Origin of the sequence: Bacillus sp. FSL K6-1003 (assembly GCF_037964945.1) — a bacterium.
Lineage (GTDB): Bacteria > Bacillota > Bacilli > Bacillales > Bacillaceae > Bacillus > Bacillus mojavensis.
Genome location: NZ_CP150176.1, coordinates 1,720,176 through 1,743,797, shown reverse-complemented (window position 1 = coordinate 1,743,797; position 23,622 = coordinate 1,720,176). Strand labels below are relative to the sequence as shown.

Genomic DNA, 23,622 nt, shown 5'->3' with positions numbered 1-23,622 from the left:
AATTATAGCAACTGTAGGATTTATAAGGAAACAATAACCTCTTGCGTATTAATTGTTCTTCCGCTGTTTATGCTGTCATGATCCTTGTTGCCTCTTCATGCTTTTACGAAATGCGAATCAATTACTTGTCTTACACAAGTTTTCTGCCGATTTTTCTCAGCAAAAAAAGACGGTTTGTCAAACCGTCCCTAAGTTTTTTTCTTCTTCACTTTTTTTAGCATCTACATTAAAGAGCACCAGAAATAAAGAAATAATCCCGCAAAACGCAGAGAGAATGAAGATAAGCCAGCTTGCATTAGACATCAATGCCGCAAACACAGGCGGCCCGAGAGCTACTCCAATAAAGCGCATACTATTGTAAAATGAAGAAATTGTTCCGCATTCCTCACTTTCAATCCCTTCCGTTATCAGCGCATCTAAAGCAGGAAGCGCCATTCCGATTCCAATTCCCCCAAAACTTAAAAAGATAAACAAAAAATAAAAACTGTGGTTCCACCACAAGCCGATAAAAGACAGGCTTAACATAATCATCCCTGTAACGACGCAAAATTTCATTCTTCCCTTATCTTTGCCGATCTTTTTACCCGCTATAAAAGAACTGCTGGACAGGAATAAAAGAGGTATCGCCAGCAGCCCGCCTTTGGCCACTCCGTCAATTGTATATTTATTCTCTAGCGTATCTGATAAGTAAAATAATACGCCAAATAATAAAAACATAATGACGCATCCAATAATAAAAACTGTGTAGAGCCAGCGTCCATCCTGTTTAAAGATTTTCCGCACATTCTTGAGGAACTCTGAAATTGTAGGTGCATCCTCATCTTCTTCAGGCTTCTCCACCAAAAACAATACAAGCAAAAAGCTGATCAAACAGAAAAACGGAATAAACCAAAACGGGACGAACCAGTACCAGGATGCAAGTAAAGCGCCCAGTATGGGACTCAGCACTTTCCCCGAGGTGTTAGCGGTTTCAATATCGCCAAGACCGGCACTGACCTTTTCATCATCTCCCTTAAACAGATCGCCGATAAACGGCATGACGATGGGTGCTGCCCCTGCTGATCCGATGCCTTGAAGAACCCGTCCAGCCAAGATCATAGCATAAGGATTGTCTATATATGTCGAAGCAAAAGCAGCCACAGCTCCCCCTATTCCCGCAATAAGAAGGCATGGGAGCAGCACTTTTTTTCTGCCAAATCTATCCGACAGGTACCCCGCGATCGGAATGCAAATGATCGCTACCACCGAATATACAGTGATAATTAATGATACTTGAAATGAATTGACCGACAGCTTTTTCTCCATCATCGGAAGCACGGGAATCAGCATGGAGTTCCCTAATGTCATAACAAGCGGTACGGAAGCCAGAGCAATAATATTTTTCATTCCTATTTTTTCTTTCAACATTTTCACCCATTCACTTTGTCATCCTTTATATCTTGCGTTAACCGCATTGAAAGTATGTACAAAGAAACATAAACCAGGCAATAAAAAAACAGACACATCACAGGCGTCTGTTTTAGAATCGTTTACGCAAAACATGGAATCTGAATTTGTCTGCTCTGAAATAATTTAATGAATAAAGCACCGGTTTATCATGCTGATCATAATGCGTTTGTTTTAACAGTAAAAGAGCTGTTTCCGGATCACATTCCAGCACTGGAGAAATCGTATCATGATAGCCGATCGGCTCAATATCGGTTACGGCATAGCTGATGACAGAGCCTGAATTTTTCTCAAGCAGGTCAAACATAGACTCTTGCTGGTGAGAAAAAGAATCCGGCAATATATCCATCGGAATTTTGTCAATACAATACACAATCGGCTGTCCGTTTGCCGTTCTGACACGTTCAAGATAAAAAACTTCCTGGCCTGATGTCAGATGAAATCTCTTGATATCATCATCAGTCGGCATAAGCACTTGAGATGAAAGAAAGATTGTTCCTGGGATCATATTAGCCTGTTCAATCATTTTGGTTACACTGTTCAGCTGTTCAATGCCCGAAAGAAATAACGGCTTAGAATGGACAAAAGTTCCTACACCATGCCTCCTGATAATCACATGCTCTTCTTCCAATATCCGTAGTGCTTCACGCAAAGTCGCCCGGCTGACGCCAAGCTTTTTGGAAAGCTCAAATTCAGAAGGGAGCTTTTCTTTCTCAGTGTAGATTCCATTTTTAATATCCTCTTTAATTCGTTCAATTACTTTTAAATACAAGTGCCGATTATCAGCTTTTGTAGACATGTTTCCCCTCCGTAAACCACCTTCGATAAAAATTATTGAACAATTGGGACAACTATATCATGTTTTGTCGAAAAAATAAACAGCAAGGTGTTCAGTTTACATAATGTTATTATTGTTGCCGAGCTCTCTTTCTTTAAGAAGAGAGCTCATCATGTTTTTCTTTTGATATTAAGACTTCCCTTGGTTTGCTGCCTTCATACGGGCCAACTACACCGCGTTCTTCCATTGCATCTATCAGACGTGCCGCTCTTGTATACCCGATTCTGAACCGTCTTTGCAGCATCGATACGGATGCAGTCTGCATGCCGACAATTAATTCGACGGCTTCATCATAAAGGTCATCGGTAACCTGAGTATGTGTTTCCGTTATTTCCTCAGGAATCATTTCTTCCTGATATTGAGCTTTTTGCTGCGTAATGACATGATCCACGACCTGCTCCACTTCTTCGTCTGACAAAAATGCTCCTTGTACGCGGACAGGTTTATTAGCCCCTACAGGTAAAAACAGCATATCTCCGCGTCCCAGAAGCTTCTCAGCGCCCCCCATATCCAGAATGGTCCTTGAATCCGTCTGTGAAGAGACACTGAATGCGATTCGTGACGGAATATTTGCCTTGATGACCCCTGTAATGACGTCAACTGACGGACGCTGTGTCGCAATAATTAGATGGATGCCGGCAGCCCGCGCCATTTGGGACAATCTCGTAATCGAGTCTTCTACATCAGATGAAGCTACCATCATAAGATCAGCTAGCTCGTCCACAATAACCACGATATACGGCAGCTCTGGCTGTTTTGCCTCTCCCTCATTATTGGAGCGTTTAATATAATCATTGTACCCTTCAATATTTCTAGTTCCTGTATGAGAAAACAGTTCGTACCGCCGTTCCATTTCATTGACAACCTTTTTCAAAGCTTGTGAAGCTTTTTTCGGATCAGTTACCACCGGAGCAAGCAAATGCGGAATTCCATTGTACACATTCAGCTCAACCATTTTTGGGTCAATCATCATCATTTTCACTTCATGCGGTTTAGCGCGCATCAAAATACTTGTGATAATGCCGTTGACACAGACACTTTTTCCGCTCCCGGTCGCGCCTGCAACAAGCAAATGAGGCATTTTGTTTAATTCAGCAAGCACGGCTTCGCCCGAAATATTACGGCCAAGTCCGATTAACAGTTTAGCATCAGGTCGGTCATTAAGTTTTGACTCAAGCACTTCCTTCAGCGATACCATAGCCACTTCCGCGTTTGGAACTTCTATCCCAATGGCAGATTTCCCTGGAATAGGCGCCTCAATCCTGATGTCTTTTGCAGCTAACGCAAGCGCTAAATCATCACTTAGGTTGACTATTTTACTGACCTTTACCCCAACATCCGGATACACTTCATATTTCGTGACAGCCGGCCCGAGATGAACCTGTGTCACTTTTGCCTTTACGCCGAAGCTTTGGAAGGTGCGTTCGAGCTTTCTCGCATTCTCATAAATATTTTTTTTATCAGCCTGCTGGCCGGTATGCATCGGATCGGCTAATAAATCTAATGACGGCATCTGATAATCTTTATTTTCAAGTTCTGTAAAGGTCATTGGCGGAGCAACTGCCGTTTCATTATGGTCAGCCTCGGACTGATTTTCCTGAAGCGGTTCTGTGACCGGTTCAATTTGTTTTTCTGCAGCTGCCGGGGGCTCTTCCGATTCATTCCGGTCTGAAAAGCTTGAGATAATCGGCTCTGAATGAATGAGAGGCGATACCATTTCCTGCTCCTCTTCTTCAGCAGCGGGCTCTGGCTCCATTTGCTGTTTTTTGCGAGCCGGCTTTTGTTTTTTGCTGGTATTGGCTTTCGCCTTTTTCGATGATTTCATATTTGTTTTGACTGATTTCATGTCATCAATAAAAGCAAACCATTGTTCTTTAATGAAACGGCCGATCGGGCTCATCCACTTTTTCAGCGTTTCTTGAAGAGAGCGCCCTGTGACCAGAATCAATCCGATCAAAATCATTACAATCGCCATAATTTGAGAACCAGTAGATGCAAACAAAAAGTGTGAAGCCGCAAACAGAAGCGCCCCGATCATCCCCCCGCCTAAATCAGGTGAAGCAGAGCTCCCATTCATGTCCATTAAAAATAATTCCCATGTATTGCGGATCACGCTGGCAGACTCAATAGACCCTCTGTTCGTCAAATTTTTAAACAGCTGCACATGAGAAAGCAGCAATATGCTTGCAATGATGCAGTACAGCCCCGCCTTTCGTCTCGTTAAAAGACTCGGCGTTTTTTTCTTCCAAAATAGTGAAACCCCTAAAACAAATAAGCCTAACAAGCATAAAATAAACCACTCACCAGCGAAAAAACGGAACAAGTAGATAAAGGTTTGTCCCACTACACCAAGCTGCAAAATGGCGATAATTGAGATAGCAATGCACAGCAATCCGTTTAATTCGTATTTTATGTTGAGCTGTTTTGCCTGTTTTTTTCTCGATTTTCTTTTTTTCTTTGCCACACTCATCACCTTACTGCGTTAAAAAATGTAAGTTCATACATAATGAAGAAAGCAGCCGTTAACTGGCTGCATTTTTTCTGTAGGATTCCCCTATTATAGCATATTTTGCCCTTAAAAAAGGGGAGGAATCTTATACGTTTAATTTTAGCTTTTGTCCCGGAGAAATATCCGGATGCAGAAAGTGCATGGGGTTTGTACTCATGACTTGTATAACCTCTGCTTCATTGCCTTTCATCTCGACAAGAAGCGGAACACCCCTATACTCGATTTGCTCGTGAGCACTTGGCTGTTGGTTCTGTTCCGCGAAAACAATTTCCTGCGGCATCATGGTATATAAAATCATTGAATCATCCGTCCTTCTTCTTTTCTAGCTTCCTCGATCAGCTCATTTAATTTATTGATCGCTTGGCCGACTCCGCCGACGTGATCAATCAGGCCATACTCGACGGCATCCTTGCCGACGACATTTGTTCCAATATCGCGTGTTAAGTTTCCTTTTGAAAACATTAGCTCTTTAAACTTATCTTCATTTACATTTGAATGGCTTGTTACAAATTTAACGACTCTTTCTTGCATCTTATCCAAGTACTCAAAGGTTTGAGGCACACCGATCACCAGTCCCGTCAGCCGAACGGGATGAATCGTCATGGTAGCTGTTTCAGCGATATAGCTATAATCACAAGATACCGCAATTGGCACACCGATGGAATGTCCTCCGCCAAGTACGATGGAGACGGTCGGTTTTGACAAGGATGCGAGCATTTCAGCAATCGCAAGACCTGCTTCCACATCTCCGCCGACTGTATTTAATATAATAAGCAAACCTTCAATTTTTGGATTCTGCTCAATGGCAACGATTTGCGGGATTACATGTTCATATTTTGTTGTTTTGTTTTGCGGAGGCAGCTGAACATGGCCTTCTATTTGTCCGATAATGGTCAGACAATGGATATTTGTATCTTGCGGGAGCTGCGGAAGTGTCGTTTCCCCTAGCTGCTGTATTTTATTCATAATGCTGTCTTTCGCATCATTTTTTTCAGGACGTTCTTCTTCTGTATTTTCCATACGATGATCCATTTCGCTTTCACCCTTTCCGAGTTTCTCTTTGTATTATGAACAAAGATCTTCGATTCAATCCCGGCATAACAGGCAAAAAAATAAAGACCGGAGCAGCTCCGGTCTTACGTTTCCATTAGACTTCCATAATAATTGGGATGATCATCGGTTTACGTTTTGTTTTTTCATATAGGAATTGGTTCAAAGCATCTCGCATTGCCTGCTTAAGCGTTGACCATTCAACATTTGATGTTTCTGTTGCTTCAGTCACGATTGAGCGTACAAGCTCAGTAGCCTGTACGATAAGGCCTTCAGACTCTCTTACATAAACAAAACCGCGTGTGATAATCTCAGGACCTGATACAAGATGTTTCTTTTGTTTATCAAGTGTAATGACAACAATCAGTATGCCGTCTTGTGAAAGTAAGCGGCGGTCTCTCAGCACAATATTTCCGATGTCGCCTACACCTAAACCATCGATTAAAATATTGCCGTATGGCACTTTATCACCGATCTTTACGTTTTGGCCGCGGAACTCGACAACGTCTCCTTTTTCAATTAAGAAGATATCACTGCGCTTCATGCCGATTTCTTCAGCGATTTTTGAATGAGCCTTTTGCATTCTGTATTCGCCGTTTACAGGAATTAAATATTTTGGTTTAAGCAGATTGATCATCAGCTTTAACTCTTCCTGTGAGCCGTGTCCAGATACATGCACACGCTTTTGGGCAAAAATGACTTGTGCGCCAGCTCTGGCAAGCAAATCTACTGTTTTAGAATAAATGAGTTCCTGTCCAGGGATCGGTGTTGATGCAATTACAACTGTATCCCCTTCTTCGATATTCAACTGCTTGTGGGCTTTGTTTCCCATTCTTGTCAGAGCTGCCAACGGTTCACCATGGCTGCCGGCAGTTACAATAGCTACTTCACGCTTCGGATATTTTTTGACGTCCTGAACCGAAATAAACAGTTCATCATCTGCTTCAATATATCCAAGCTTTCTTGCCAGCTGAAGGATCGATTGAAGGTTTTTTCCGGCAACTGCAATCTTTCTGCCATTTTGAGCCGCTGCATGAATGACTTGCTGAATCCGGTTAATATTGGATGCGAAAACAGCAATGATTACCCGGTTCTCTGAATTGTAAAGCGCGTCCGAAATCTCTCCGCTGACAGCAGCTTCCGAAGGGGTGTAACCCGGACGTTCTGCATTTGCACTGTCAGAAAGCAGAGCAAGTACGCCGCTGTTGCCGATTTTGGCAATCTCGCCAATGTCGCACGATTGATTAAGTGCAGGTGTTTGGTCAAATTTAAAGTCTCCCGTGCATACAATAGATCCAAGTGATGTTTTTAAACTAACGCCTACTGAATCAGGGATACTGTGGATCGTATTAAAGAACGATACCTTTGTTGATTCAAATGTAATGACAGATTTTGAGTGAATTTCTCTTAAATCAGCTTTTCGGTTATGTCCGTATTGCTTTAATTTTTCTCTTAACAGTGCAAGCGTCAGCTTTGTTCCGTATACAGGAACAGACAGCTTGTTTAACAAGTAAAAAACGCCGCCGATATTCTCATCATGCCCATGTGTTAAAAAGATAGCCTTGACGCGGTCAGATCGTTCAATCAAATATGATATGTCAGGAATCACCACATCAATACCAAGCATTTCATTTTCTGGATGCATAAGGCCGGCATCAACGACAAATATGTCTGAATCAATTTCGATGACATAAAGGTTCTTCCCAATTTCTCCGACACCGCCAAGGGCGATAATTCTAACGTTTTCTGTATTTTTCTTTTTCAAAATCTATATCCTCCTAGTCTCATACCCGTCCATCATCACTTGTTCCTATTATAACTGAAAGTAATTTTAGAAAACAAGATAAAGCAGAAGGTTTAGGGAAAACCAATATGTATAAGAAACGGTCAAACTCAGGTGTAATGAGAATGACCGCGTTTGTTTCACTGTATGAAATTTTTCTTACAGTTCGCTGATCGCGCTGCTTAAGCTCAGACGTTCATCTTCGTTTAACGGGATAAGAGGAAGACGCACTGAACCGACATCAAGGCCTTTCAGCTGAAGAGCTGTTTTCACAGGAGCCGGGTTAGGCGCTTTAAACAGTTCCTTCATAATCGGCAGGAGTTTCTGGTGAATCAGTGCCGCGTTAGCTGTTTGCCCATTTGTATAATTTTTGATCATTTGCTGCATATCAGAGCCTACGATATGGCTTGCGACTGAAACGACACCTCTTCCTCCTACTGACAGAACAGGAAGCGTCAAGGCGTCATCTCCAGAATAAACGGAGAAATCTTCAGGCGTTTCCGCAACAATTTTTGTAATCGCTTCGAGGTCTCCGCTCGCTTCTTTAATCGCAACAACATTCGGAACATCTGCCGCCAAACGGATAGTCGTCTCAGGAGCAAGAGAAGCAACGGTGCGGCCCGGCACATTGTACAGCATAACTGGCAGAGACGTTTCAGAAGCAACAGCTTTAAAATGCTGGTACATGCCTTCTTGTGAAGGTTTATTATAATACGGTGTAACGAGCATGACCGCGTCTACGCCCGCTTCCTCAGCTTTTTTTGTGAGCTTAATGGAATCTTTCGTGTTGTTGCTTCCAGTACCCGCAATAACGGGCACCCGGCCGTTCACTTCTTTGACCGTATATTCAAATAGCGCTATTTTTTCTTCTGTTGAAAGGGTTGGAGATTCTCCTGTCGTTCCCGCTACTACTAAAGAATCTGTTCCGTTTTTCAACAAGTAGTCAATCAGTGTAGACAATTTTTGAAAGTCTACATTCCCTTTATTGTCAAAAGGTGTAATCATAGCTGTAGACACATTTCCGAAATTCATTTTTTTCACCTCATCATGATTCAATCACATTTACTTAGAAAGTTCAAACACTTCATGCAAAGCGTTTACAGCAGGAACCATGTCCTTTTCATGGACAAGCACCCAGATGGTCGTGTGGCTGTCCGCCGACTGCAGAATAGGAATCTCTTTCTCTGATAGGGCTGTCACAATTTTAGACGTTACACCCGGGACGCCCATGATACCGGCACCGACTGCCGAAACTTTTGCGCAGTCTCTCGTCACCATCGGGTCATAGCCCATATCCATTAAAATACGCTGAGCTGTTTCCGTCTTGTTCCCAGCCACCGTATAAACAATTTCACTAGGTGTAATGTTAAAGAAATCAACGCTAATTCCTGCATTCGCCATCGCTTTAAAAACTTCAGTCTGAACGTTATACTGACCGAGTTTTGAAGGCACTTTGAACTGTGTGACATCTTTGACATGGGCAATTCCCGTAATCAGCCGTTCAAAAACATCACTGCCGACATTAGAAGAATGATGTGAAGTCACCAATGTGCCTTTATCTTTAGAATATGTTGAGCGGACGCGGATCGGAACCTTAGCCTGCATCGCAATTTCCACAGCTCGCGGATGAATCACTTTCGCTCCCTGGTACGCCAAATTGCAGATTTCCGTATATGTTACCACAGGAAGCGGTTTCGCGTTTTCCACTACTCTCGGATCTGCAGTCATCACACCTTCAACATCTGTGAAAATATCGATATATTCAGCGTCAATTGCCGCCCCAAGTGCGGCTGCAGACGTATCGCTGCCCCCTCTTCCGATCGTTGTTGTATCGCCCTTTTCAGTAGCGCCTTGGAATCCTGCGACGACTACCGCGTCATGATTCGCAAGCACACTGAATAAACGCTCAGGCTTCATTTCAAGGATTTTTGCATTTGTATGCTGGTCATTTGTTAAGAAGCCTGCCTGAGCCCCAGTCAGCGCAGATGCTTTTACACCGTTATCCAGCAGCATGCTCGTAAAGACGACAGAAGAAATCGTCTCTCCACATGATAAAAGCAAATCCTGCTCTCTTGGGGAAATCGCAGACTGATCGCCGTAAAGCAGTCCCAACAGAGAGTCTGTTGCGTACGGATCACCCTTCCTGCCCATCGCAGAAACGACAACGACAACCTTATATCCTTCACTGATTGCTTCTTTAATGTGCTCTAAAGCCAGTTTACGGCCTTTGTCATCCTTTACAGATGTCCCGCCAAACTTTTGAACAATTATCTTCACTGTTTTCACTCCAAATTATTCGGACGTAACAGAAGAGAGCAGGCGATTTGCGCCTTACTCTCTTCTATTCGCACTTAGGAAATTCTCTCTTTTATACGAGGTTTAGTTTTTTCAGGCTTTCTGCAATTTGAACAGAGTTCCATGCCGCGCCTTTTAATAGGTTATCAGAAACTACCCATAAATGAAAACCGTTTGCTCTGTCCAAGTCTTTGCGGATGCGGCCTACAAACACATCGTTTTTGCCGACTGCATCGGCAGGCATTGGATAAAGCTGCTGGCTCGGGTCGTCCTGAAGTGTAATGCCAGGAGCTTCTTTTAATAGATTTTTAATATCTTCCACAGTAGCGTCATCTCGGTCTACCTCGATGTAAACGGACTCTGAATGGCCGGTTTCAATCGGAAGTCTCACACATGTAGCCGCTACTTGAAGCTCAGGCATGTGCATGATTTTTTTCGTTTCATTTATCATTTTCATTTCCTCAAACGTATAGCCGTTATCTTGGAATTTATCAATTTGCGGAATCGCATTGAAAGCGATTTGATAGTGTTTTTCATCACCTTTTACAGGCATAATCTCTGGTTTGATTTCTTCGTTGTTTAAAATCGCCTCTGTTTGGCTGTGCAGCTCTTTTACAGCTTCATTTCCCGCTCCTGATACCGCTTGGTAAGTTGATACGATAACTTTGTTTAAGCCGTAAGCTTTGCGGATCGGTTCCAGCGCAGCCACCATTTGAATTGTAGAGCAGTTAGGATTGGCAATAATGCCGTTGTGTTCATGCAAGTCCGCCTCGTTAACTTCAGGCACAACAAGCGGCGTATTTTCGTCCATACGGAACGCACTTGTATTATCTATAACAATAGCTCCGCGTTTTACAGCTTCGGGTGCCAATGTCTGCGATACGCTTCCGCCGGCGCTGAACAAAGCAATATCTACTCCTTCAAAGCTCTCGGGAGAAGCTTCCTGTACAGTCAGCTCTTGGCCTTTAAATGTGACTTGGGTACCCGCAGAGCGTTTTGAAGATAGCAATGTAAGTGTATCCATTTCAAAATTTCTGTCTTCAAGTGTTTTAAGCATTTGTTGTCCTACAGCTCCTGTCGCTCCGACAACAGCTACGTGTAAACCTCTTCCCATCTGTAAAACTCCTTCCGCCAATCAGCTTCATTGAATTGATTTGACTATAATTTTACGTTTTATTTTACCATAGAATATGCGGGTGATGACCGAAATTTTTTGTTTAGGAAAGATTTTCTGTATATTTAGTCATTTCCCTGATAATTATCAACGAGAATCGGCTGAAGCTGCTGATGCATCAGGGCCTTTTCAACAGTTTGAGGAAGCAGATCCATTTTGGCAACCATTGAATTCGGTTTTTTGTATGGATCATCTTGCCCAAAAGGAATGAAGAAGATATTTTTGGTAGACATGAGCCTCATTAGGTTGGTGCCATTTAAACCGAGAGCGTCATTTGTTGAGATACCGAGAACGACCGGCCGATTGTTTCTGATTGTTGCTTTTGCAGCCATCAGTACTGGGCTGTCTGTCATGGCGTTGGCCAGCTTGCTCATCGAGTTTCCGGTTAAAGGAGCTATTACCATGCAGTCCAATGGCAGCTTTGGCCCGAGGGGTTCAGCCTTTACAATTGAATCAATCACCTCATATCCGGTAAGATCTTCAATTTTTTTAACCCATTCCGCTCCTTCTCCAAAGCGTGTATCTGTGGATTTTACGGTAAATGTGACAACCGGCCGGACTTCCGCTCCTTCATTGACTAGCGCCTCAATTTGCGGAAACACCGCTTCATATGTGCAATGCGAGCCGGTCAGTCCAAATCCAATTCTTTTCCCTTTTAGTGACGACATTCTTATTTCCCCTCCTCAGCATGTAATTCAGCCAAAAGCTTGCTCAAGACATTGGCGAGGATCTGCCCGGCTGTTTTAGGAGCGACAATCCCCGGCAAACCAGGGGCAAGGAGTGCCTTAATCCCTTGTTTTTCAGCATATTTAAAATCGGTTCCACCGGGCCGTGAAGCCAGATCCAATATTAAGGTTTTCGGTGTCATGCAAGAAAGCACAGTTTGATTCAAAATCATGCTCGGTATGGTATTAATACAAATATCTATATCTTTGACATGCTCTTTGAGTTCATCAGTGTGAAACGGGACGAGCCCCATTTCGGTGATGCGCGCCAGATGCGCTGAACTTCTTGCGCCTACCTTTACATTCGCCCCAAGCGCGGCAAATGTACGGGCGATTGTCATTCCGGTACGCCCTAGCCCGAGAACAGCCACCCGAGATCCGTGTATCGTATAATCTGTGTGCTGAATGGCCAGCATAATCGTTCCTTCTACTGTCGGAATAGAATTATATATCGCAATGTCATCCCGCTCAAACAGCTTAACAAGTTTTCTGTTTGCTTGAGCTGCAATGTTTTCTAAATAGGCGTTAGAAATCCCTGAGAAAATGACACAGTGTGCAGGCGTTTGGTCGAGGTGCTCCTGTTTTAAAACAACTTCTTCATTTGAAAATACGGTTGATACGACACCTTCTCCTGTTGTTGCAGACACAGGAAGAATGATACTGTCTATTTGCTGATAAGGAATTTCATCAATGTTGCATTTTACAGCTCCGGTAAAACCGTGATCCAATTGGTCAAAACCGACGAGATAGATGTCAGTCTGCTGTTCAGTGAGCTTTCTAATAATTTCGAGCTGCCTTGCGTCACCGCCGATAACTGCAATTTTCAATCCGGTTAACATGTTAAACGTTCACCTTCTTTGTATATACTGGATCCCTAGTTGTTAAGCTCCCCTTCATCTTATGATCAAAAGGAAATAGCGGTGAATTAAAACATACGCTTTTTTCACACAAAAAAACATCGGCTGAGTCAGCCGATGTTTGGATGTTTTCATGAGAGCCCATAACCTGCAGAGTTGGGCCTTTTCTATAGTTACTCTTGGTGAGGAGAAATCTCCTCAGGGACATCTAAAATGATCATATCTGATCCGATCTTTTGAATATGATTCCAGGGGACACGAATGTCTTGACCGTGTTTTCTCAAACCAAACCATTTGACCGTCGGAATGAGAAGCGCTGTGATCTGACCATCCTGTTCATTGATTTCTAAATCGGTCTGACCCAGTACTCCCAGCCGTTCAGCTCTTTTGATGTCGACAATTTCCTTCCCTGATAATTCACTGAGCCGCATCTCTGTCACCCCCTTGTACTATGTATGATCAAAAGGATAAAAAAATGCCTGCTCCGTTTTGGGGCAGGCATTTCGGTTTATGATGGCATATTGCCGGAAGGGCTGATAAGAGCCAGAGAATAGTCATTCGTAAACATTTGTCTGGCAAGACCGTTGACGCGTTCTAAGTTTACAGCGTTTAATTCATTAATAATTTCGTCTAATGTTTTGTGTTTTCCGAGCAGCAGTTCATTTTTACCGTTTCGGCTCATTTTGCTGTTCGTGCTTTCTAAGCTCAGCATCAAGCTTCCCTTCATTTGCTCCTTGCTGTTTTCCAGCTCTTTCACCGTTATGCCGTCGCGTTTTAATGTCGCAAGAGTTTCTTGAATGGTTTCTGACAGCTGCTGAAGCTGATTTGCACCTGTTCCGCCATAAATGGTGAGCATGCCGCTGTCCTCATATGAGCTGTGATAGCTGTAAACAGAATAAGCGAGCCCTTTATCTTCACGAACATCTTGGAACAGGCGGCTGCTCATACTGCCTCCGAGCACATTATTAAGGACGATCAAATCATAAATCTTTTCATGACCGACTTCCAGCCCTTTAAAGCCTAGACATAAATGGGCTTGTTCTGTTTCTTTTTTTCTTGTGAGTTTTTCTGTATGGAATCCAGGCTTCTGAAGACCTGTCGCTTTGCCTTTTGCCTCGTATGATCCGAACCATTTTTCTACATCTTTTATAAAGCTTTCTGAAATATTACCCGCTACAGAAATAACGACACGGTCCGGCGTATAATAATCATGCATGTATTGTCTGAGAGAGTCGCCGTTAAAGGAATCAAGCGTTTCTTCTGTGCCTAGAATCGGATAGCCTAAAGAATGATTCCCGTACGTGGCTTTGCTCAGTAAATCATGGACAATATCATCGGGCGCGTCTTCGTACATTTTTATTTCTTCGTAAACCACATTTTTTTCTTTTTTCAGCTCGTTTTCATCAAAAGTTGAATGAAAAAACATATCTGCTAATACGTCAAGTGCGTAATTCGCATGCTCATCAAGCACCTTTGCATAATAGCAGGTATATTCCTTTGAGGTAAACGCATTGACCTGACCGCCAATACGATCAAAAGATTCTGCTATCTCACGTGCAGATCTTGTGCTCGTCCCTTTGAAGAACATATGCTCCAAAAAGTGGGAAATCCCATTTATCTCCGGCGTTTCGTGCCGCGAGCCTGTACCAATCCAAACGCCAATCGCAACAGAACGGACTGTCGGGTTATTTTCAAGCACAACTCTTACACCATTTTGACATGTATATCGTTTAATCAAATTTGTTCCTCCTATTCAAAGACTAGCTGCCTGCCCTGTTACTTCAACAGTCTTGTTTCATCCATTAGTTCAGTGACTGTTCCAAGCGCATATCCTTTCTCTTTTATCTTTGTAATCAGCGCTTCAAGACTTTCCGCCGTGGGATCTGTCGGATGCATTAAAATCATGGCACCATTATGTATCTTGCTTAACACCCGTGTTTGAAGTGCAGACGGAGCCGGTTTTTTCCAGTCGATTGTATCAACTGTCCACATCACTGTTCCCATATGTTTGTCAGCTGCAATGTCAACAACCGCTTTTCTGAAACTCCCGCTTGGCGGAGCGAACCATTTCGGCTTGACACCGAGCGTTTTTTCTATCTGCTCATTCGTCTTGTCGAGCTGTTCGGAAATTCTTCCTGTTGTCAGTTTGCTCATATCCGGATGATTGTATGAATGATTTCCGATTTCATGTCCTTCTTCCGCAATCTTTTTAGCCAACTGTTCATTGTGTTTCACCCAATTGCCTTCCAAAAAAAACGTTGCCTTCACTTTATGCTTTTGAAGTACAGGGAGCATTCTTTCCAAATAGTCGTTTCCCCATGCCACATTAATTAAAAAAGCCACCATCGGTTTTTCAGGATTCCCTTTGTAAATAGGCTCTGGCTGAAGAGACTCAAGATGAACGCTTGGTTTTACTTGACTGTACACTAAATCGTTTTCCCGAAACTCACCGTGCTTTTTCATTTTTTTATAGGATTCTTCAATATTGACCTTTAAACCATTGTAACCGGGAATGCTTTTCCACACCTTATCTATTCTTGCATTCTGAGGCTTTACTTCATAATCTGGCGCCTTTTGAAGCAATTCTTCATATAACGGGTCTTTGGACGCCGAGACGGTCACCGTATCTTGTTTCATTGCCCCTATATAATCAAGTGTGTGCGGATTTTTCATCATCTCAAATGAAACAAAAAAAAGAAATAGAAAAACGGCAAACGGTACAAATTTTTTGTACATGTTTTGTCCCCCCTCACCTCACATTATGAAGGAGAAGGACAAGGTAGAACCCGCTTGCTTTTTAAAGCGTCAAAATAAAGAAGCCGGGGTCTCCCAGGCTCCTTTTATGTTTTCATTTAAGATTTTTGTTCTTCTTTTTCTTTCTCTTCACGGAGCACAGCTTTACGAGACAAGTTGACCCGTCCTTGCTTATCGATTTCAGTAACTTTCACAAGAATCTCATCTCCGATTTTGACAACATCTTCAACTTTTCCTACGCGGTCAAGCGCAAGCTCTGAAATGTGCACCAAACCGTCTTTTCCGCTGAAAATTTCAACGAATGCACCGAATTTTTCGATTCGTTTTACTTTACCTAAGTAAAGCTGACCGACTTCAACCTCTCTGACGAGGTCTTCGATGATTTTCTTCGCTTTTTGGTTGCTACTCTCAACTGTCGAAGAAATAAAGATTGTACCATCCTGCTCGATATCAATTTTAACACCGGTCTCTTCGATGATTTTATTGATTTGTTTTCCGCTAGGTCCGATGACATCGCGGATTTTATCAGGATTGATCGCCATTGTTAAAATCTTAGGCGCATATTGGGAAAGCTCTTTTCTTGATTCGCTTAATGTAGCAAGCATACTGTTGAGGATTTCCATTCTTCCTTTTTTCGCCTGCTGAAGCGCTTCTTCGAGAATCTCTCTGGAAAGGCCATCAATTTTAATGTCCATTTGTAGCGCCGTTACGCCCTTTGCAGTTCCGGCAACTTTAAAGTCCATGTCTCCAAGCGCATCTTCCATGCCTTGAATATCAGTTAAAACAGTATAGTGTTCGCCTGATTTGACAAGTCCCATTGCAATACCTGCGACTGGTGCTTTGATTGGTACACCGGCATCCATCATTGCAAGTGTGCTTGCGCAAATACTTGCTTGAGACGTAGAACCGTTTGATTCAAGCACTTCTGACACAAGACGGACAGTATAAGGGAAGTCTTTTTCAGACGGAATAACTGGCTCAAGCGCACGCTCACCCAGTGCTCCGTGTCCGATTTCACGGCGTCCCGGCCCACGCATTGGTCCTGTTTCCCCAACGCTGAATTGCGGGAAGTTGTAATGGTGCATAAACCGTTTCGATTCTTCGACACCTAAACCATCAAGGATCTGCACATCCCCGAGAGCACCTAACGTACAAACGCTGAGAGCCTGAGTCTGTCCTCTTGTGAACAATCCGGAACCGTGTGTTCTCGGCAAGAGGCCGACCTCAGAAGAAAGCGGGCGAATTTGATCGACTCCGCGGCCGTCAGGTCTTACCTTTTCTTCAGTAATCAGGCGGCGCACTTCATTTTTGACAAGCTTGGACAAAATTTGTTTGACTTGCTTGATTGTTTCTTCATCATGCTCATCTTCCTCGAATTTTGCTACCACTGTGTTTTTCATTTCAGTAATGGCATCTTCGCGCGCATGCTTTTCATGAACTTGGATTGCTTTCAGCAGATCTTCTTCTGCTAAAGCCTTTACCTTTTCATTCAGCTCTTCGTCAATTTCATAGAGCTTAATTTCTGACTTTTCTTTGCCGACAGCTGCAACAATTTCTTCTTGGAATGCAATCAGGCGTTTAATCTCATCATGGCCGAACATAATCGCTTCTAGCATCGTTTCCTCAGGAACTTCGTCTGCTCCCGCTTCCACCATGTTAATTGCATCTTTAGTTCCGGCAACGACAAGATTGATATCACTTTTCTCAAGCTGATCAACCGTCGGGTTAATAACAAATTGATTATCAATGCGTCCGACAGTTACCCCTGCAATCGGTCCTTCAAACGGGATGTCCGATACAGAAAGTGCAAGCGATGAACCGAACATAGCAGCCATTTCTGAAGAGCAGTCTTGGTCAACACTCATGACGATGCTGATGACTTGAACTTCATTACGGAATCCATCGGCGAACAAAGGGCGGATCGGACGGTCGATTAAACGGCTCGCCAATACTGCTTTTTCACTTGGACGTCCTTCTCTTTTAATAAACCCGCCAGGTATTTTACCTACCGCATATAATCTTTCCTCGTAGTTTACAGTAAGCGGGAAGAAATCAAGCGGTTTCGGTTCTTTTGAAGCGGTTGCTGTACTGAGTACTGCTGTGTCGCCGTAGCGGACCATAACAGCACCGTTTGCCTGTTTGGCAAGCTGGCCGGTTTCAACAGTAAGCGTTCTTCCGGCCCAATCTATGGTAAAGACATGTTTTTCTTGTCCCATACGATTACGAACTCCTCTCTTCGTTGTGTGAAATAATCAATTACTCCTATTATGAACGAAATGGATTGAACATATCAATGTCAAAGTAGTATGTAAAAGGATTTCAATGATTGTTATAAAAATTTTCGCTTTAATACGATAAAAAAGCGGGAATCCTCCCGCTTTTTACGATTATCGACGTAAGCCTAGTTTGTTAATTAACTCACGGTAACGAGTTACGTCTTTATTACGCAGATACGTAAGAAGATTACGACGCTTACCTACCATTTTAAGAAGACCGCGACGTGAATGGTGGTCTTTCTTGTGTGTACGTAAATGCTCGTTCAAGTTGTTAATTGAATCAGTTAGGATAGCGATCTGAACTTCTGGAGATCCAGTATCAGATTCGTGTGTTTTAAACTCACTGATGAGTTGGTTTTTACGCTCTTGAGTAATTGCCATCCTGTTTCACCTCCAAATCAAATTTAGCCCCAGTTACCTAGCAACCGTCGGTGACTTCGGATTGCCAAGCAAAGGTTTTAAGACTACGAAGACTATCATACTAAAAATCGGGCCTGTATGCAAATATTTTAGATTAAAATTTGTGTGCGCTGCATGTTATTTCCGCAAATTGCTGAAATAACGGATCGCTTCCTGCTTATCTTTCTCAATTTGCTCTGTTAATTCTTGAATGCCGTTGAACTTGCGCTCGCTCCGAATTCGTTTATACCATTCAATTTTTATAACGGCTCCGTATACATCTTGATCAAAATCAAATAAATTGACCTCAATCGAAGGCTGTTCCGGACGTTTTTCATAAAACGTCGGCTTATAGCCGATATTGCAAACGCCGTTGTAAAGCTCGCCGTTTATTTCCGCCTTGACGGCATATACACCGGTCGGCGGGACAATATAGCTGTTATTTAAGCCGACATTGGCAGTCGGAAACCCGATTGTCCGCCCTCTTTTATCTCCGTGAATGACAATTCCTTTAATAAAGTAGGGCTGTCCAAGCAAAACATTGGCCAGTTCAACGTCTCCGTTTTGAAGTGCATTCCGAATATAGCTGGAACTGATTTTTTTATCCTGCTCCGTCAATTTTTCTACCATCGTACAATCAGCTTTTCCATCTAAATCAAGCGGCATCGTTTCCATTGTTCCTTTGCCGTATTTGCCGTACGTAAAGTCAAAGCCTGCCACTGCATGCTGTACATTAAGGCCTAAAATGTACTGATCAACAAACTGCTTTGGAGTCAGAGAAGCAAATTCTTCATTAAATTTAACGACATACAGAATCTCCGTGCCTAATTGTTCAATTTGACTAATTTTATCTTCAAGAGGAGTAATCAGATCCTTTGGTTCCTGATCCCTGCCCAGCACATGAGAGGGATGGGGGTGAAAGGTCATCACGGCTAATGTCAGATTTCTTTCTTCAGCTATCTGTTTAGCTGTGCCGATTACCTTTTGATGCCCCAGATGAACGCCGTCAAAATAACCTAACGCCATCACAGATTCTGGCTGCTCCTCTTTTGTTAAATGATGCGGATGTGTAATATGTATCGTCTTCACAGAACGGTCACCTTTTTTCTATTGTTCGCTTTTTTGCATCAATACTTTTGCCGGCTTTAACAGCCCGTGTTTTGTAGGATGGGGGAAATAAATCGCCAGACAGCTTCCGGATTCCGTATAGACTGCGATACGGTCGTCGCTTGTCAGATCCGTGAATTGTTCAGGTGTTTCAAGCAAAGCCCCATTTTCTACTTTCTTAGCTAATGTATCACTTATGATCCATTTCGGCAAATGATTGAGCGCACGTTCAATAGAGACTGTATGCTCTGTTATAGTTCCGGATTCCGCTTGAGCTTCCAGCTCTTCGAACGTAAAGCATTCATCAAGGGAAAAGTCACCGGACGCCGTACGGATCAAATGAGACATATGAGCCGGATATCCGAGCTTTTCGCCAATCATAACCGCCAGTGTCCGCACATAGGTTCCTTTTGAACATGTTACCGTAAACCGGAAACTCGCTGTCTCTCCATTATGTTTAACCCCTGTAGTGAGCGCAATGTCTTCAATGGTAATAAGACGTTTTGGCCGTTCTACTTCAAGTCCTGCTCTTGCATACTCATATAATTTTTTGCCGTTTACCTTTACTGCTGAATACATCGGGGGAATTTGTTCTTGTTTTCCCTTTAAGCTGTTTAACACCTTTTCTACTTCTGCTTCATCAATAGTTTGAACTACTGGCTTTGTATCAACGGGTTCTCCGGTTTGATCCTCTGTCGTCGTTGAAATGCCAAGCGTAATTTCAGCATCATATGTTTTAGACTTCTCAGTTAAATATTCAACAATTTTTGTTGCCCGGCCTACACAAATCGGAAGCACACCTGATACCTCAGGATCAAGCGTTCCCGTGTGTCCGACTTTTTTTGTTTTAAGCAGCTTCCGGATCTTCATGACACAATCATGCGATGTCATGCCTACCGGTTTATGTAAAAGGAGAACTCCGTTAACCATATGCCTTTCACTCCTTCTGTTGTGTAAATTTTCTTTAAAACGCAGAAAAGAGGACAGACGACGAACGCCTATCCTCTTCATTTGTTATTCAGACGGGTTCTCTGAATTCAATTGGTGAATCAAAGTTTCGATTCGGTTTCCGTAATCAATTGATTCATCGAACTCAAATTCAATCTCAGGCGTTTTACGAAGTCTGATGCGACTGCCGATTTCAGAGCGTATAAACCCTTTCGCCTTAGCCAGTCCTTTCAGCGCTTCTTCCCGTTTTTTCTCGTCTCCGAGAACGGAAATATACACCTTTGCAATTTGCAAATCACCTGATACACGTACATCTGTTACTGTCAGAAAACCAATTCTCGGATCCTTCAGCTTTCGGCTGATAATATCACCGAGTTCTTTTTTCATTTGCTCGCCAACACGGTTTGCTCTCATACTCAATTCAATCACCTCTAAGTTAAAACCACTCTGTTCTAGTGATCGTCCGTTCAATTTCAGGAAAAGAATCGATAAACGCAAGAACACGCTGCAATTCTTTTTCTGTTTGAACGCGAGAGGAAGAAACAGCGGCGATTCCAAAGCTGGTTCTTTGCCATGTGTCCTGATAGCCAATCTCCGAAATCGAAACATTGAACTTATTTTGAACCCTGGTTAAGATCCGCTTTAGAACGGCACGCTTTTCTTTTAACGATCCTGCATCATAAATGATGCATTCACATTCCGCAAATCCGATCACGTTCTTTCAATTTCTTGCATGACAAACGCTTCAAGGATGTCACCTTCACGAATGTCATTGTATTTCTTAATCGTTATACCACATTCGTAGCCTTGTGAAACTTCTTTCACATCGTCTTTAAAGCGTTTCAGAACGTCCACTTCGCCTTCGAAGATTACGACGCCGTCACGAATTAAACGGAGACCGCTATTGCGCGTGATTGTTCCTTCAGTAACATATCCGCCGGCAATCGTACCGATTTTAGATACTTTGAATGTTTGGCGCACTTCTACTTGACCAATTACTTTTTCTTCATATTCAGGATCAAGCATACCTTTCATAGCTGCTTCAATCTCGTCAATTACTTTGTAAATAATACGGTGAAGACGAATATCTACGTTTTCAGCTTCAGCCGTACTCTTAGCATTACCGTCCGGTCTCACATTAAACCCGATAACAATTGCATTGGAAGCAGATGCTAAAATAATGTCAGATTCTGTAATTGCACCAACGCCTGTATGGATGATTTTCACTTTAACACCTTCAACTTCAATTTTTTGAAGTGCGGCTGTTAAAGCTTCGGCAGATCCTTGAACGTCAGCTTTTACGATAAGGTTGATGTCTTTTACATCACCTTGTTTAATTTGCTCGAATAAGTCGTCAAGACTCAGCTTTGCTTTATCGCTGCGCTGCTCTTCAAGCTGTTTGGAAGCACGGGCTTCTCCAACAGAACGAGCTGTTTTTTCGTCTTTAAAGACAAGGAATTGATCTCCTGCTTGAGGCACGTCATTTAGACCAGTAATTTCAACCGGTGTAGACGGGCCCGCTGTTTTTACACGGCGTCCGAGATCATTGACCATTGCACGGACACGGCCAAATGTATTGCCGACTACGATCGGATCACCGACATGCAGTGTTCCAGTCTGTACGAGCAATGTCGCAACTGACCCTCTGCCTTTATCCAGTTCTGCTTCAATAACAGTTCCTTTTGCCTGGCGGTTCGGGTTCGCTTTCAGTTCCTCTACCTCACTGACAAGCAAAATCATTTCAATAAGTTCATCAATGCCTTTTCCAGTTAAAGCGGAAAGCGGAACAAAAATCGTTTCTCCGCCCCAAGCTTCAGGCACTAGTCCGTATTCCGTCAGTTCTTGCATGACACGGTCAGGGTTCGCAGCTTCTTTATCAATTTTATTCACAGCAACGATGATCGGTACTTCAGCTGCTTTCGCGTGATTGATCGCCTCTACTGTTTGCGGCATTACACCGTCATCCGCAGCAACAACTAGGATCGTAATATCGGTTACTTCCGCACCGCGTGCGCGCATGGTTGTAAATGCGGCGTGACCCGGCGTATCCAAGAAAGTGATTTTCTTGCCGTTTTCTTCGATTTGGTAGGCTCCGATATGCTGAGTGATTCCGCCAGCTTCTCCTTCAACAACCTTTGTTTTACGGATGCTGTCAAGAAGCGTTGTTTTCCCATGGTCAACGTGACCCATGATTGTAACGACAGGAGGACGAATTTCAAGATCCTCTTCTTTATCAGGCTCTTCGTATTTCTCTAATTCAGTTTCTTCAAGGACAATAACTTCTTCAGTTTCAACACCGTATTCTGATGCAATCAGTTCGATTGTGTCTTTATCGAGCTCTTGGTTAATGGTCGCCATAACACCAAGAAGCATCAGTTTTTTGATGAGTTCAGAAGGCTCTTTGCCTAGCTCTTCTGCCAGTGCGCCAACTGTTAAAGTGCCTGAGAACGTAATTTTTTCAGGAAGCTCTTTTTTCGGCTTCACAGGCTTTTGCTGATGTTGGTTTCTGTTGTTGTTATTGTTGCGTTTATTTTTTTTGTTGTTGTTATTCTTCTTGTTTTTGTTAAATTGATTATTCTGCACGTCATTCTTCTTTCCGTCTCGAATTTTATTTGGTTGATTTCCAGCAGACTGCTGATTTACCCCTTGCGGCTGTTTGTTTTTGTTCGTTTCCGCAGGCTTTTGAGATTTAACGGCTGCGCCGCCTTTTTTAAATTTGGCATCAAGCTGTTTAATGGCCTTTTCTTCAAGCATGGCCATATGATTATTCACTTCTAAATCCATGTTCTTCAGTGCGGTCAAAATTTCCTTACTTGAAACATTTAACGCTTTTGCATATTCGTATACTCTCATTTTAGCCATTCGTTCACCCCCAAAAATATTAATCGAGCAAGCTAATTAGCTTATTCGCAAAACCTTGGTCAGTGACGGCGACAACGACACGGGATTCTTTACCGATAGAGCGGCCAAGAACCGCGCGATTCGCGACTTTTTTATAAGGAACTTTATAATAATTGCACTTGTCGGTTACTTTCTTTGCTGTGTTAGATGATGCATCCTCTGTAAGCAGGACAAGCTTCGCACGCGCATTCCTGACTTCTTTAATAACCAAGTCTTCGCCTGACACGACCTTACGAGCTCGATTGGCCAGACCCAGCAAGGGAAACCATTCCATTCCAGACATTTTATTTTTTCACCTTTTCCGCCAGTTCCAGCAATTCTTCGAAAATCTGGTCATCGATTTGTGATTGAAATTGATTTTGCAAAGTGTTTTTCTTTTTTGCTGCTAAGATGCACTCTTTATCCAGCGTTAAATAAGCACCCCGCCCGTTCTTTTTCCCGGTCGGATCTACTGAGATTTCGCCTTCTTTTGAACGAACAACTCGGATTAGTTCCTTTTTAGGCTTCATTTCACCAGTCACCACACACTTGCGTAACGGGATTTTTTTGTGTTTATTCAC

General features: G+C 42.9%; 23 protein-coding genes. All 23 read right to left on the bottom strand.

Features of this window, described 5'->3' with window-relative positions; all coding sequences use genetic code 11:
• Positions 1 to 177 precede the first annotated feature (177 nt).
• Positions 178 to 1,386: a bacillibactin exporter BcbE gene (bcbE, locus tag NSU16_RS09020; RefSeq protein WP_229150195.1), complete on the bottom strand. Its 1,209-nt coding sequence runs from the start codon at positions 1,384 to 1,386 to the stop codon at positions 178 to 180.
• Between the two features lie 133 nt (positions 1,387 to 1,519).
• On the bottom strand, positions 1,520 to 2,245 hold the full coding sequence (locus tag NSU16_RS09015; RefSeq protein WP_010334301.1) for a GntR family transcriptional regulator: 726 nt from the start codon (positions 2,243 to 2,245) through the stop codon (positions 1,520 to 1,522).
• 133 nt (positions 2,246 to 2,378) lie between these two features.
• Positions 2,379 to 4,748 carry a DNA translocase FtsK gene (locus tag NSU16_RS09010; RefSeq protein WP_339192526.1) on the bottom strand — a complete coding sequence of 790 codons (2,370 nt, stop codon included), beginning with the start codon at positions 4,746 to 4,748 and terminating at the stop codon, positions 2,379 to 2,381.
• A gap of 130 nt (positions 4,749 to 4,878) precedes the next feature.
• The gene (locus NSU16_RS09005; protein WP_326192174.1) at positions 4,879 to 5,091 is read right to left on the bottom strand and encodes a YlzJ-like family protein; all 213 of its coding nucleotides are present in this window, start codon (positions 5,089 to 5,091) and stop codon (positions 4,879 to 4,881) included.
• Positions 5,088 to 5,825 carry a translocation-enhancing protein TepA gene (gene tepA, locus NSU16_RS09000; protein ID WP_229150188.1) on the bottom strand — a complete coding sequence of 246 codons (738 nt, stop codon included), beginning with the start codon at positions 5,823 to 5,825 and terminating at the stop codon, positions 5,088 to 5,090. The genes NSU16_RS09005 and tepA overlap by 4 nt, the downstream gene beginning before the upstream one ends.
• Before the next feature lie 115 nt (positions 5,826 to 5,940).
• Positions 5,941 to 7,608, bottom strand: coding sequence for a ribonuclease J2 (rnjB, locus tag NSU16_RS08995; protein WP_010334297.1), 1,668 nt, complete (start codon positions 7,606 to 7,608; stop codon positions 5,941 to 5,943).
• Between the two features lie 177 nt (positions 7,609 to 7,785).
• On the bottom strand, positions 7,786 to 8,658 hold the full coding sequence (gene dapA, locus NSU16_RS08990; protein ID WP_010334296.1) for a 4-hydroxy-tetrahydrodipicolinate synthase: 873 nt from the start codon (positions 8,656 to 8,658) through the stop codon (positions 7,786 to 7,788).
• A 30-nt stretch (positions 8,659 to 8,688) separates the two neighbouring features.
• On the bottom strand, positions 8,689 to 9,903 hold the full coding sequence (dapG, locus tag NSU16_RS08985; RefSeq protein WP_010334295.1) for an aspartate kinase: 1,215 nt from the start codon (positions 9,901 to 9,903) through the stop codon (positions 8,689 to 8,691).
• A 91-nt stretch (positions 9,904 to 9,994) separates the two neighbouring features.
• Positions 9,995 to 11,035, bottom strand: coding sequence for an aspartate-semialdehyde dehydrogenase (asd, locus tag NSU16_RS08980; RefSeq protein ID WP_339192525.1), 1,041 nt, complete (start codon positions 11,033 to 11,035; stop codon positions 9,995 to 9,997).
• Between the two features lie 125 nt (positions 11,036 to 11,160).
• On the bottom strand, positions 11,161 to 11,763 hold the full coding sequence (gene dpaB / locus NSU16_RS08975) for a dipicolinate synthase subunit B (protein ID WP_029441269.1): 603 nt from the start codon (positions 11,761 to 11,763) through the stop codon (positions 11,161 to 11,163).
• A 2-nt stretch (positions 11,764 to 11,765) separates the two neighbouring features.
• Positions 11,766 to 12,659 carry a dipicolinic acid synthetase subunit A gene (gene dpaA, locus NSU16_RS08970; protein WP_229150190.1) on the bottom strand — a complete coding sequence of 298 codons (894 nt, stop codon included), beginning with the start codon at positions 12,657 to 12,659 and terminating at the stop codon, positions 11,766 to 11,768.
• A 191-nt stretch (positions 12,660 to 12,850) separates the two neighbouring features.
• Entirely contained in the window at positions 12,851 to 13,108 is a 258-nt protein-coding gene (locus NSU16_RS08965) for a YlmC/YmxH family sporulation protein (protein ID WP_010334291.1), read from the bottom strand.
• Between the two features lie 77 nt (positions 13,109 to 13,185).
• Positions 13,186 to 14,415 carry a pitrilysin family protein gene (locus NSU16_RS08960; protein WP_010334290.1) on the bottom strand — a complete coding sequence of 410 codons (1,230 nt, stop codon included), beginning with the start codon at positions 14,413 to 14,415 and terminating at the stop codon, positions 13,186 to 13,188.
• A 38-nt stretch (positions 14,416 to 14,453) separates the two neighbouring features.
• The gene (locus NSU16_RS08955) at positions 14,454 to 15,413 is read right to left on the bottom strand and encodes a polysaccharide deacetylase family protein (protein WP_286058525.1); all 960 of its coding nucleotides are present in this window, start codon (positions 15,411 to 15,413) and stop codon (positions 14,454 to 14,456) included.
• Positions 15,414 to 15,529: 116 nt separating this feature from the next.
• The gene (gene pnp, locus NSU16_RS08950) at positions 15,530 to 17,647 is read right to left on the bottom strand and encodes a polyribonucleotide nucleotidyltransferase (protein WP_339192524.1); all 2,118 of its coding nucleotides are present in this window, start codon (positions 17,645 to 17,647) and stop codon (positions 15,530 to 15,532) included.
• Positions 17,648 to 17,818: 171 nt separating this feature from the next.
• Complete coding sequence (rpsO, locus tag NSU16_RS08945; protein WP_003154182.1) at positions 17,819 to 18,088, bottom strand: 30S ribosomal protein S15; 270 nt, start codon at positions 18,086 to 18,088, stop codon at positions 17,819 to 17,821.
• 156 nt (positions 18,089 to 18,244) lie between these two features.
• Positions 18,245 to 19,195, bottom strand: a complete 951-nt coding sequence (gene ribF, locus NSU16_RS08940; protein WP_339192523.1) for a bifunctional riboflavin kinase/FAD synthetase — start codon at positions 19,193 to 19,195, stop codon at positions 18,245 to 18,247.
• A gap of 18 nt (positions 19,196 to 19,213) precedes the next feature.
• On the bottom strand, positions 19,214 to 20,143 hold the full coding sequence (gene truB, locus NSU16_RS08935; RefSeq protein ID WP_326197037.1) for a tRNA pseudouridine(55) synthase TruB: 930 nt from the start codon (positions 20,141 to 20,143) through the stop codon (positions 19,214 to 19,216).
• Positions 20,144 to 20,227: 84 nt separating this feature from the next.
• On the bottom strand, positions 20,228 to 20,581 hold the full coding sequence (gene rbfA / locus NSU16_RS08930) for a 30S ribosome-binding factor RbfA (protein ID WP_010334286.1): 354 nt from the start codon (positions 20,579 to 20,581) through the stop codon (positions 20,228 to 20,230).
• A gap of 16 nt (positions 20,582 to 20,597) precedes the next feature.
• Positions 20,598 to 20,876, bottom strand: coding sequence for a DUF503 domain-containing protein (locus NSU16_RS08925; protein ID WP_003220950.1), 279 nt, complete (start codon positions 20,874 to 20,876; stop codon positions 20,598 to 20,600).
• Positions 20,873 to 23,023 carry a translation initiation factor IF-2 gene (infB, locus tag NSU16_RS08920; RefSeq protein WP_168747853.1) on the bottom strand — a complete coding sequence of 717 codons (2,151 nt, stop codon included), beginning with the start codon at positions 23,021 to 23,023 and terminating at the stop codon, positions 20,873 to 20,875. Before infB ends, NSU16_RS08925 begins: the two co-directional genes overlap by 4 nt.
• Before the next feature lie 19 nt (positions 23,024 to 23,042).
• Positions 23,043 to 23,345 carry a YlxQ family RNA-binding protein gene (locus tag NSU16_RS08915; protein WP_010334284.1) on the bottom strand — a complete coding sequence of 101 codons (303 nt, stop codon included), beginning with the start codon at positions 23,343 to 23,345 and terminating at the stop codon, positions 23,043 to 23,045.
• Between the two features lies 1 nt (position 23,346).
• Positions 23,347 to 23,622, bottom strand: a complete 276-nt coding sequence (gene rulR / locus NSU16_RS08910) for a glucose-induced regulator RulR (RefSeq protein ID WP_010334283.1) — start codon at positions 23,620 to 23,622, stop codon at positions 23,347 to 23,349.